This is a genomic window from Merdimmobilis hominis (genome assembly GCF_016901855.1).
Lineage (GTDB): Bacteria > Bacillota > Clostridia > Oscillospirales > Ruminococcaceae > Paludihabitans.
Map to the genome: position 1 here is coordinate 1 of NZ_JACJKY010000013.1, position 11,941 is coordinate 11,941.

Sequence of the window (11,941 nt, forward strand, 5' to 3'; positions counted from 1 at the left end):
TAAATCAGCAATAAAAAGAATAAGACAGCATAGTCACGCAGACTATACTGTCTTTTCCGTTATCCCACTCGGTTTGCGTAAAACTTCGCTAACGACATTACGCTTTTGCTTCGTGTTATTTTTTCATATACAAAAAAGGTGAGGCAAACGCCTCACCTTTTTTAAATGCATGATTATTCTTCGTCTTTGTGCCACGAATACATTTTGCGCAGTTCTTTGCCGACAGATTCGAGCTGGTGCTCTGCATGCATGCGGCGTTCTGCGTTGAAGTGCGGACGGCCCACGCGGTTCTCGAGGATCCAGTTGCGTGCAAATGTGCCGTTCTGAATCTCGGTGAGCACTTTTTTCATCTCTTTTTTGGTCTCGTCGGTGATGATGCGTTTGCCTACTTCATAGTCGCCGTACTCTGCGGTATCGGAGATCGAGTAGCGCATGCGGGAGAAGCCGCCCTCGTAGATCAAGTCAACGATGAGTTTCATCTCGTGGATGCACTCGAAGTATGCATTCTGCGGATCATAGCCTGCTTCGACCAGTGTTTCAAAGCCAGCCTGCATCAAAGCGGTTACACCGCCGCACAGCACTGCCTGCTCGCCGAAGAGGTCGGTTTCAGTTTCCTGTTTGAAGGTTGTCTCCAAAACGCCTGCACGGCTTCCGCCGATTGCAGCCGCATAAGCGAGTGCGTAATCCATTGCGCGGCTCGAAGCGTTCTGATGAACAGCAGCCAGGCACGGTACGCCTTTTCCGGCAACATATTCGCTTCTGACGGTGTGGCCCGGGCCTTTCGGTGCGATCATGATAACGTCGACATCAGCCGGCGGTTTGATCTGACCGAAGTGGATGTTAAAGCCGTGTGCAAATGCGAGAATTTTGCCGCTGGTCATATACGGAGCGATGCTCTCTTCATATACAGCTGCCTGTTTTTCGTCCGGCAGCAAAATCATCACAAGATCAGCCGCTTTCGCTGCTTCTGCAACGGTTTTGACAGTCAAGCCGGCAGCTTCTGCTTTTGCCCAGCTTTTGCTGCCTTCATACAGGCCAACAATGACATCCATGCCGCTTTCGTGTGCGTTGAGCGCATGTGCGTGACCCTGGCTGCCGTAGCCGATGACGGCGATCGTCTTGCCTTTGAGCAGATCGATGTTGCAGTCCTGCTGATAAAAGATTTTTGCCATAATAAAGTTCCTCCCTGTAAGACAAAGCTGTCTTTCATATTTATCGCTGCCGAAACGCAAAATGCGCTGCGGCGGTTAAGCGTTTACAATGTCGTCGCCCTTTGCGAGCGCGACGGTTCCGGTGCGTACCACCTCGAGAATATGGTACGGTTCGAGCAGGTCACAGAAAAGCTTGAGCTGATCTGTTTCCGCACAAAGCTCAGCGGTCAGTGTTGTTTTGGAAAGATCGCAGACCTTTGCATCCATCACACGAACGATGTCAATGATTTGGCTGCGTGTCTGCACGGTGCAGGCAACCTTTACAAGCATCAATTCGCGGCTGACCGTTTCGTTTTGCTTTAAGCGGCGAAGCCGGATGACGTCGATGAGCTTGTTCAGCTGTTTTTCCACCTGTTCGACCATATATTCACTGCCGTTTACGACAATCGTAATACGGGAAATCTGCGGATCGTCAGTCACACCCACTGCAAGGCTGTCGATATTGAAGCCGCGGCGGGAAAACAGTCCCGAAATGCGGGAAAGGACGCCGGCGTGGTTTTCGACGAGAATGGAGATCGTATATTTCATACCGTTTGGCTCCTTTCCTTACAGCGTGGGTTCGGCAGGGCTGACCGCACATTCGAGCAGATACGGTCCGTCCGACGAAAGCATTGTGGTGATTGCTTCATTCAGCGCATCGTCGCTTGTGACACGCGCGGATTCGATCCCATAGCTGTTTGCGAGCGCCACAAAATCAGGATTGCCATCTAAAAATACAGCCGTTTTGTTGCCGCCGTATTGATTGTCCTGAAGTTCGCGCACCATGCCGAGCCGTCCGTTATTCATGACGATGATTTTGACAGGAATTTTGTTTGCACACAGTGTTGCAAGCTCCATCATCTGCATCTGGAACGAGCCGTCACCACATACGGCAATGACCTGACGGTTTGGTGCGGCGAGTTTTGCGCCGTATGCCGCGGGAATCGAATAGCCCATGGTGCCCATGCCGCCGGAAGTGAGAAACCGGCCGCGTTCGATAGCAAAATTGCGTGCCGCCCAGATCTGGTTTTGACCGACGTCGGCACAGAGTACCGCATCGGGTTCACACTGACTGCACAGCGTTTCGATCACGTGCTGCGGACGGACACAACCGGCATACGGTTCATGCGCTGCAGCTTTTGAGGGTTTGAGCGGTTCATACCAGGGCTCGCAGGTGATGGCGTCCGCTTTTTCGCAAAGCTCCAAAAGAATATTGTTTGCATCACCGACGAGCGGAATGTCCGTTTCGATATTTTTGCCGATTTCGGCGGGATCAATGTCGATATGGATAATCAGCGCGTTTTTCGCAAGTCCCATCGGCGACATAATTGCCCGGTCGCCGACACGTGCGCCGATCAGCAAAATCACATCCGCGCTGTTCATCGCGCGGTTTGCACCGGTACAGCCGTGCATGCCGATCATGCCCAAGTTGCGCGGATTGTTCGGCGAAACGGCGGAAAGTCCCATCATCGTGGTGACAATCGGAATATTCGTCTGTTCGGAAAATGCGGCCAAAGAATCTTGTGCATCCGCCAAAAAGACGCCGCCGCCTGCACAAATAAGCGGACGTTTTGCATGTTTGAGTGCAGTGACAACCCGTTTTAGCTGACCGGGATGGCCGACGGTGTTCGGTTTATAGCTGCGAATCTGCACGCTGTCCGGATAGGAAAATGAAATCGTTTCTTTTTGTACGTCAAACGGAATATCAATCAGCACCGGGCCTTTCCGGCCGGTGGAAGCGATGTGAAACGCTTCTTTCATAATGCGCGGGATGCTCGCCGCATCTTTGACGAGATAGCTGTGCTTGACAAACGGCTCGCACGAACCGGTGATATCAGCTTCCTGGAATACGTCGCGGCCCAAAAGCTCACGCACGACCTGACCGGTGATGACAATAAGCGGCACCGAGTCCATGTAAGCGGTGGCGATGCCGGTGATGAGATTTAATGCACCGGGACCCGAGGTTGCAATGCAGACCGCCGGTTTGTTTGTGATGCGGGCATATCCGCTGGCAGCATGGGCAGCGTTTTGCTCCTGCCGCACGAGAATATGCCGGATCTGAGAACGTGACAGTGCATCATAGAAAGGGCAGATTGCGGCGCCGGGCAGTCCGAATACGACGGAAATCCCCTCGGCTTCCAAACAGCGAACCATTGCCTGTGCGGCGGTGATCTTCATAATTAACACCCTTTCCTCAGTTTTTATCGGTATTGCATTCTATTATAGCGGATACAAATCAAAAAATCAACAATTTATAGTGATAAAGCGGTAAATTGTCTGCAAATGTCCGGGTAAAAGGGAATGTTTTGCAAAGCGGCAAAGGCGGTTGCATTTGCGCAGGGAAAATGGTATCCTTATAAAAGACGCAAAAAAGGACGGAGGATTGTATGAAACGACTGATTGCAGGACTGCTTGTCTGCGTGATGACTTTTCTGGTTACCGCATGCAGTGCGAGCAACACAATCGAACAAGAAGCACAGGCATACCCTGTGTCTGTGAATAATATTACCGTAGTGGAAAAACCGGAGAAGGTGGCAACACTCTCCGTTCAGATCACCAATTTGCTGGTTGATTTGGGATATGAAGATCAGATTGTTGCCGTATCGGCGGAAGAACTCGCGCAGGGAACTACAGAAAGTATAACTCCGGAGGAAAATACCGAGAGTACAAACAAAGAATCGTCCGAAGGATCAAAAACACCGGCACGCGTTTCGATCGGAACGGCGCTTGCCCCCGACATCGAAGCCATTCTCGGCGCCGCACCGGATATTGTGTTCACAACCGCACCGATGACGAAATCACAGCTTGAATTGCTGTCGAATGCAGGTGTTCAGGTGATGGTGATGCCGGCGATTGATTCGCTCGACGCATTGTATGAACGTTATGACGCGGTGATTCGTGTCATGGACGGCGCGATTGAGGCAGACACCGCAGGTGCCGCACTCGTACAGGCGATGCAGAGCGACGTAGAAGCAATCGTTGAAAAACTGCCGGCTGAGAAAAAATCGTTTTTGGCAGTCTGCACGCTTGACCCGTATGTGGCGACGCCTGACACATTCGAGGGCGCGCTGCTGTCGCTTCTCGGCACGAATGCTGTGAGCGGCACATCGTATACAGCCGATGATCTGTCGGTATCGGCGGATATCGTGCTGGCGGCTGCACCGCTTACGGCGGAGAACTTGACGCAGAGCGAAACATTCGCAGCAAACGAAGCAGTGAAAGCCGGCAATATCGTTGTGTTCGACCGTGAATTGATGCGCACAGGAACCAAAGACGTGGTCGAAGCACTGCGCGCAGCGGCACAGGCAATGTATCCGGACATTGATTTTTCGATTGAAAATGTGGAAGTGACGGAATCTTCTGCTCAATAAAAAAGAACCGCCCATCGGGCGGTTCTTTTTTTGCTGGAATCGGTTAAACAGTCAGCTGTCCGTTTTCGGAAATGAGCAGGATCAGGAGCTGTTCTTCGACACCGGTGTGCGCGTTTACATACACAAGCACCTGTGTGCCGTCAGACGCTTCGCATGAAAATTCCCAGCAGAGATCTTCGGTCAGGCCGTCGGAGGGAATGACGCAGAGGTTCGCTTTTTTGACGGTGAGCACATCGCTCACACACGCTTGTGCCGCTTCGCGCGTAAGGGTGGGTGAAAGGGTTGCGGCGCGGTCGGTGTGGTTCATCAGATAGCCGCGCGCATCGAGTGAAAGAATTTCGCCGTTATCGAGCGCTACGCCGACTTTGATGAGATCCGGATATAAAATCACGCCGTCTTGCACCGCTGCAAAGTTTGCCGTCAGCAGATTGCCGGTGATTTCGTAATAGGACAGCTTCATATCCTTGTAGCCAAGCGATTCCAAGTACGACTGCGCCTGGCTGACTGCTTGTTCTGCATCAATGGCTCTGTGTTCTGGAATACGGTCGTTTGACATGGTGCACAGATAGCCGCCCCACTGCGTTACGGTCACATAGATACCGTCGCCTTCAAAGCACCACGACGGCATCCGCGAAAATTCCATTCCGGAAGCACTGAGCGAAACATCCTTTGTAAAAGCGGACTGTGCCGTTTTCATCGCTTCTTCCTGCAGTACGTCACTTTTTCCGATCAGTGCGCGCGGTGTTTGGGTGAGAATATGGTCGGAGAACGGACCGTCGTAAATGAGTGTCGGATACGACGCAAATCCTTCCTCAAATTCGGCAAATCCCTCTGCGACGGATACAGAATCGGTGTCATCGTTCATGGTACTGCGCACATCCGAGCGAATCATCTCATAATTGATGGAACCGGTTTGCAGTTCGTTTTGAAACGCTGCGATTTCCGCAATCATCTTGTCGCAGTATTCGCATAACAGACGCAGATTGTTTCGCTCTTCTTCGGTCAGCGGCTGTCCTTCGTTAAACTTTTTCGAAAGACTTACGCAGTAGTCACCGATCTGCGAAAGCAGTTTGTTCGTGTTTGTCATGTTATTCTGTGCAAGCGGAAGCTGGTCGAGCGCTTCTTTTGCAAACGATGCTTCGCGCCACAGTTTTGACGAAAGCGTCGAGAGCATCGGCGCGGTGTTTACATACTGGATTTTTTCAAGATCACTGCGTACATTGCCGGCATATAGTGTGAGGTTGCTCATCGTCTGCATCAGCTGGTTTTCAAGAATGCGCTGCTGTTTCAGACTTTTGATGCGGTACTGCATGGCAAGACCGGTGAGTGTCAGCACAAACGCCAGCGAAAAGCAAACAAAGCGTACCGCGCCGCGGCGGGAAAGCGTTACGTTCATGGATAAAGTCCACTCCTCTTTCTTACATTCGTTTTTTAGGAGTAGTATGTGAGAAAACAGGAATGTTATGCAAAAAAAGAAACCGAAAAACTCTCTGCTTGCTTTCTTTCTTTAAATTGTGTAAAATAAAAACTTGAGAAAAGGAGGGAACAGTGTGCTTGCATCACTGACTCATATTACAAAATATTTTGGCGATGCGCTCGTGTTTGACGATCTTTCTGCCACAATCGAGGACAGCGACCGCATTGGTCTTGTCGGCGCGAATGGTATCGGAAAATCGACGCTTCTGCACATTTTGTGCGGCGTACTGTCTCCTGACGACGGGGATGTCAGCGTGCAAAACGGCGTACGCATCGGTCTTTTGCGGCAAAACAGCGGCATCACCGGCACAAACACGATTTACGAGGAAATGCGCAGCGTGTTTTCGGATGTCATTGAAGCCGAACAGCGCATGCGGACACTTGAAGAGCAGATGTCGTGCTGCGATCACGAGAGTGCAGAATATGCCGCACTTTCTGCGGAATACGAACAGTGCGCCGCCTATTTTGAAGCCAAAAACGGCTATGAGATAGATGTACGCATCCGTATGATTTTAAACGGCATGGGCTTTTTGGATAAGCAGCTTGATATGGCAGCTTCGGCACTGTCAGGCGGCGAGAAAACACGTCTTGCCATGGCAAAACTGCTGCTCTCTGAACCCGATCTTTTGGTGCTTGACGAGCCGACGAACCATCTCGATTTTAAAACGCTCATGTGGCTTGAGGACTATCTGTCAGGTTACAAAGGCGGCTTGCTGGTCGTTTCGCATGACCGTTATTTTCTCGATAAGCTCTGCTTTAAAATCTGGGAGCTTGAAAATCACACGCTTTATACGTATCAGGGCAACTATACAAAATATAAAACACTGCGCGCAGAGCGGATAAAACGCCAGATGCGTGAGTATGAGGCACAGCAGATAAAAATCGCCTCCATGCGGGAGTTTGCGGAAAAAAATATTGCGCGTGCATCCACTTCGAATATGGCAAAAAGCCGGCTTCATCAGCTGGCGCAGATGGAAGAGGTGGAACGCCCGATCGACGTGACACCTGCGCCGCGTTTTTCGTTTTCGGCGCATAAACGGCCGGTCAGCGACGTGCTGATTGCAAAGGATGTGACGCTTACCGTCGGTACATCGCCGCGCGTCACACTTGCGTCCAATCTGTCGTTTACCGTAAAGCGCGGCGATAAAATCGCGATCATCGGTCAAAACGGCACGGGAAAATCGACACTGTTAAAAACATTGCTCGGACTTCTTCCCCAAAGCGGCATGATCCGCTGGGGTGCCAATACAGAGCTTTCGTTTTTCGAGCAGGAAAACCGGCAGTTAAATCCGGAAAATACGGCGATCGACGAGCTCTGGGGACGCCATCCGCTGATGAAGGAATATGAGATTCGCGGATTGCTCGGACAGGTGCTTTTAACCGGCGAGAATGTATATAAAAAAATCGGCGTGCTGTCGGGCGGTGAGCGGGCGCGTGTGGCGCTTGCAGTGCTCGAGCTTGAGCATGCAAATGTCATGGTGCTCGACGAACCGACAAACCATCTCGATTTGCAGAGCAAGGAATCGCTTGAGGAATCGCTTTCCGCATTTGAGGGCACACTGCTGTTTGTATCGCATGACCGCTATCTGTTAAATGCAGTACCGACGCGGATTTTCGAGCTGACCGATCACGGCCTTGAGATTTATGACGGAAACTTTGATTTTTATCTTGCCGAGCAGAAAAAACGCGAAGAAGCGCGGATTTTATCGCTTGCGAGCGAGCAGGTTCAGCCGAAATCGAAAAATCCGTCGTATTACCGGTCAAAGCAGGAGCGTGCCGCGCAGACAAAACAGCGTCAGCGGCTTTCTTCACTTGAAAAGGAAATCGAGCAGACTGAAGCAGCGATCACTGCACTCGAAGCGCAGATTGCCGCACCGGAAACGGCGGCTGATTATGAAGCACTCAGCGCCTTATGCGCGGAGCTTGAACAAACAAAACAACAGCTCGACAGCATTGTCACAGAATGGGCAGAGCTTTCCGAGCTGATGGAATCATTCGAATGAAAGGTGGATTTTAATCATGAAACGTGAAACCCAGTGCCTCCATGCAGGCTATACCCCGAAAAACGGTGAACCGCGCGTGATGCCGATTGTGCAGAGCACAACATACTGCTTTGATTCAACCGAGCATATCGCACAGCTTTTCGATATGCCGACGGAATATATGTACTCCCGTTTTGCAAATCCGACCGTTGACGCGGTGGAGAAAAAGATCGCAGCGCTCGAAGGCGGCGTCGGTGCGATGGCAACCTCGAGCGGTCAGGCGGCATCGCTTCTGTCGATTTTAAACCTCTGCAACGCAGGCGACAGCTTTATTGCCGCGTCTACGATTTACGGCGGAAGTGTCAACCTCTTTGCTGTGACGCTCAAAAAACTCGGCATTGAGTGCATCTTTGTCGATGCGGAAGCATCCGAAGAGGAACTCCAGAAAGCATTCAAAGAAAATACGAAAGCTGTGTTTGGTGAAACGCTCGCAAACCCAGCACTCACTGTGTTCGATATCGAAAAATTTGCAAACCTTGCACACAAAAACGGCGTGCCGCTGATTGTAGACAACACGTTTGCGACACCGATGCTGTGCCGTCCGATCGAGTGGGGTGCAGACATTGTCGTGCATTCGACTTCCAAATATATGGACGGCCATGCACTGCAGGTCGGCGGTATCATCGTCGACGGCGGCACATTCGACTGGACAAACGGCAAATTCCCGGAATTTGTCGAGCCGGATGAAAGCTATCATGGTGTGTCGTACACCCGCGATTTCGGCAAAATGGCATATATCATCAAAGCACGCATGCAGCTGATGCGCGACTTCGGCTGCTATCCGGCGGCACATTCGGCATTTTTGCTGAACTTGGGTCTTGAAACACTGCCGGTCCGTATGAAGCAGTACTGTGAAAACGCGCTGACTGTCGCGGAGTATCTTGAAAAATCGCCGTTTGTCAAGAGTGTGAACTACCCGGGTCTTTCGGATAATCCGTTCCATGAACGTGCGAAAAAATATCTGCCGGACGGTACGAGCGGCGTCATCTCGTTCTCGATCAAAGGCGGCAGAGAAGCGGCTGTCAAATTCATGGACAATCTGACACTCGCATCGAACGTGGTGCATGTTGCTGATATCCGCACCTGCGTGCTCCATCCGGCTTCTGCAACCCACCGCCAGCTCACCGACGAGCAACTCGTCGCTGCCGGCATTGATGCAGGCATGATCCGCCTTTCCGTCGGTCTCGAGAATGTGGAAGATATTCTGGCTGATTTGGACCGCGGCTTTGCTGCACTCGAGAAATGAGTGATTTTGTGATCCGTCCGATGAAAGGATCGGACATTGATGCGTTTTTGCGTGCATTTGCGGCACAGGGCTGGGAAAAGCCGCGCGAAGTACTCGAGGGCTATTATGACGATCAGTGCAGCGGCAGGCGGCAGGTGTTTGTCGCGGAGGTAAACGGCGAGCCTGCCGGATATGCGACACTTTTGCCGAATGATCCGCACGGCCCGTTTGCAAACCGGCAGATTCCGGTTGTGAATGACTTCAACGTCTTTCTTCCGTTTGGACGGCAGGGGATCGGCAGCGCGATCATGGATGCGGTCGAAGCAGAGGCAAAAAAGACAAGCGATATGATTTCGCTCGGCGTCGGACTGCACAGCGGCTATGGTACGGCACAGCGGATGTATATAAAACGCGGCTATGTGCCGGACGGGAGCGGTGTCTGGTATGAGGACAAACCGCTTGCACCGTATGCACCGTGTCAAAATGATGACGGGCTTGTGCTGTATCTGAGCAAACGGCTCGTATAAATAAGAAAAAAGGTGAGGAATTTTCCTCACCTTTTTTGTTTTGCTTGTTTTGATGATTACGAGTGCAGTTCACCTGCAACGTTTTTCTTTAAAATGGTCGGCACAAGGATCAAGAATACCGTACCGGTTGTGAGCGATGCCACAACGTCTGCAACCGGTTCTGCCAGGAACACGGCAAACACCTTGTCGGCAAAAAACGGCGGCAGAATAAAAATCAGCGGAATCAACAGCACGATTTTACGCAGAAGCGCCATGAACAGCGAAACTTTCGCCTGACCGAGTGCCACAAACGTCTGCTGGCACGCAATCTGAATGCCGAATACAATCGATCCTGCCATGTAAATCCGGAGCGCCCAAACGGCTTTGTCAAACAGCTCCGGTTTGTTTGTAAACATGGAGACAAACAGCTGCGGCGTGAACATGGATAAGCACCACAGTGCCGCCGAATAGCAAACCGCCGCAATCAGCACATAGCGAAATGCCTGTTTGACACGGTCGTTTTGTCTGGCACCGTAGTTAAAGCTGATGATTGGCTGACCGCCTTGGGTGAGTCCCTGCAGCGGCATCAGGCAAAACTGCATGACACTGCCGACGATCGTCATTGCACCGACGGCAATATCGCCGCCATAGCGCTGAAGCGAGGAATTGAGTGCAATGTTCACAAGGCTTTCGGTGCTCTGCATGATAAACGGCGAAACACCGAGCGCCATGACCGGCAGAATGACGGCCGGTTTGATTTTAAAATAGCGTGTACGGATGCGTAGCTGTGTTTTTTTCGAATACAAAAACCGAATGACCCATGCGGCGGAGAGTGCCTGCGAGAGAATCGTTGCGAGCGCAGCACCCTGCACCCCCATATTGAATCCAAAAATCAAAATCGGATCGAGCACGATGTTGGTGATGGCGCCGATTAAAACGGTGAGCATCGAGGTGGTCGCATAGCCCTGGGTTGAAATGAACGGGTTCATACCGAGCGCCAACTGGACAAAGATCGTACCGCAGACGTAGATGTTCATGTACGAAAGCCCGTAAGGGAGCGTTTCGGTGCTTGCGCCGAACATCAAAAGCAGAGGCTTGCCGAACAGCAGAAATACAGCGGTCAGTATGACAGAAATGAAAATGAGGGTGATAAAGCTGTTGCCGACGATTTCTTCGGCTTCGTCTTTTCTGCCTTCGCCCATTTTGATGGCAACGCGCGGCGCACCGCCCATGCCGACAAACGCGGAGAATGCAGAGATGAGCATGATGATCGGGAACGTGACGCCGACACCGGTCAGTGCCGTGTCGCCGACTTCTGCGATATGTCCGATGTACATGCGGTCGACAATGTTATACAGCGCGTTAATGAGCTGTGCCGTGATGGCAGGAACCGCCAGACGAACAAGAAGGGCACCGACTTTGTCGCGCCCTAAGTCATTTTGTTTCAAGAAAAAGACTTCCTTTCTGTTTTGGTAAAGTACAACGCACAGCAAAAAAGTGTTTTGTACGCATTACATTATAGTATAGCAAGCATGCATAAAAATAACAAGAAACGATTTCTTAATGAAAAATTCTTTTTTTATTGACAAATGTATTTCGGTTAATTATAATAAAAATAACACCGAAAAGGAGGTTTTTTTATGTATCAGCAATATGATCCAAACGACATTCAGCAAACAAAATCGATTGCATGGCTTTCGTATTTCGGAATCTTTTTCTTGATTCCGATGCTTGTGTACAAAAATTCCCCGTACACAAAATTTCATGTCAATCAAGGCATTGTCTTTTTGATTTTTGACGTCGTCGGTTCGATTGCACTGGCGATTGTCAGCACGATTCTCGCATTCATTCCGATTACCGGCTGGATTCTTGCATCGTTGCTGTCGTTTGCATTTTGGGTTGTTGTTGTTGTGTTTATGGTGATCGGCATTGTCAATGCCGCAACCGGCAAAGCAAAACCGCTTCCGCTGATCGGAAAGATTACAATTTATAAATAATTGCAGTCTGGCGGACTGAAAAAGACGTTCGGCATATGCCGGACGTCTTTTTGTGCAAACACGGAAAAATGGACAGGAAACCTGTTCGGTGTTTGACAAACCGGCTTTTTCAGGTATATACTATAAAATGCAAA

At 50.7% G+C, this 11,941-nt stretch carries 10 protein-coding genes; 5 read left to right on the forward strand and 5 right to left on the reverse strand.

The window, feature by feature from the left end; translation table 11 throughout:
• Window positions 1-173: 173 nt before the first annotated feature.
• The 3 genes from ilvC to ilvB all read right to left on the reverse strand — a co-directional run bounded on the left by ilvC (window position 174) and on the right by ilvB (window position 3,368).
• Window positions 174-1,172, reverse strand: coding sequence for a ketol-acid reductoisomerase (gene ilvC / locus H6A12_RS08595; protein ID WP_204446906.1), 999 nt, complete (start codon window positions 1,170-1,172; stop codon window positions 174-176).
• Window positions 1,173-1,247: 75 nt separating this feature from the next.
• Window positions 1,248-1,739, reverse strand: a complete 492-nt coding sequence (ilvN, locus tag H6A12_RS08600) for an acetolactate synthase small subunit (RefSeq protein ID WP_204446908.1) — start codon at window positions 1,737-1,739, stop codon at window positions 1,248-1,250.
• Window positions 1,740-1,757: 18 nt separating this feature from the next.
• Window positions 1,758-3,368, reverse strand: a complete 1,611-nt coding sequence (ilvB, locus tag H6A12_RS08605) for a biosynthetic-type acetolactate synthase large subunit (protein WP_204446911.1) — start codon at window positions 3,366-3,368, stop codon at window positions 1,758-1,760.
• Between the two features lie 209 nt (window positions 3,369-3,577).
• Here ilvB and H6A12_RS08610 point away from each other — a divergent pair, with 209 nt between their 5' ends.
• Window positions 3,578-4,561, forward strand: coding sequence for an ABC transporter substrate-binding protein (locus H6A12_RS08610; protein WP_204446913.1), 984 nt, complete (start codon window positions 3,578-3,580; stop codon window positions 4,559-4,561).
• Window positions 4,562-4,604: 43 nt separating this feature from the next.
• Here the strand turns inward: H6A12_RS08610 and H6A12_RS08615 are convergent, their stop codons facing one another.
• A complete protein-coding gene (locus H6A12_RS08615; RefSeq protein ID WP_204446915.1) occupies window positions 4,605-5,957 on the reverse strand; it encodes a PepSY1/2 domain-containing protein in 1,353 nt (450 codons plus the stop codon).
• A gap of 154 nt (window positions 5,958-6,111) precedes the next feature.
• On the opposite strand from H6A12_RS08615, the gene H6A12_RS08620 reads away from it, so the two are divergent.
• Genes H6A12_RS08620 through H6A12_RS08630 form a run of 3 tightly spaced genes read left to right on the forward strand, consistent with a single transcriptional unit; the run spans window position 6,112 to window position 9,831 of the window.
• Window positions 6,112-8,040, forward strand: a complete 1,929-nt coding sequence (locus tag H6A12_RS08620; RefSeq protein ID WP_204446917.1) for an ATP-binding cassette domain-containing protein — start codon at window positions 6,112-6,114, stop codon at window positions 8,038-8,040.
• Window positions 8,041-8,056: 16 nt separating this feature from the next.
• The gene (locus H6A12_RS08625) at window positions 8,057-9,325 is read left to right on the forward strand and encodes an O-acetylhomoserine aminocarboxypropyltransferase/cysteine synthase family protein (RefSeq protein WP_204446919.1); all 1,269 of its coding nucleotides are present in this window, start codon (window positions 8,057-8,059) and stop codon (window positions 9,323-9,325) included.
• Entirely contained in the window at window positions 9,322-9,831 is a 510-nt protein-coding gene (locus H6A12_RS08630; protein ID WP_204446921.1) for a GNAT family N-acetyltransferase, read from the forward strand. The genes H6A12_RS08625 and H6A12_RS08630 overlap by 4 nt, the downstream gene beginning before the upstream one ends.
• Window positions 9,832-9,887: 56 nt before the next feature.
• Here the strand turns inward: H6A12_RS08630 and H6A12_RS08635 are convergent, their stop codons facing one another.
• The gene (locus tag H6A12_RS08635; RefSeq protein WP_204446924.1) at window positions 9,888-11,258 is read right to left on the reverse strand and encodes an MATE family efflux transporter; all 1,371 of its coding nucleotides are present in this window, start codon (window positions 11,256-11,258) and stop codon (window positions 9,888-9,890) included.
• 192 nt (window positions 11,259-11,450) lie between these two features.
• Between H6A12_RS08635 and H6A12_RS08640 the strand changes: the two genes are divergently transcribed.
• Complete coding sequence (locus H6A12_RS08640) at window positions 11,451-11,807, forward strand: hypothetical protein (RefSeq protein WP_204446926.1); 357 nt, start codon at window positions 11,451-11,453, stop codon at window positions 11,805-11,807.
• Window positions 11,808-11,941 lie beyond the last annotated feature (134 nt).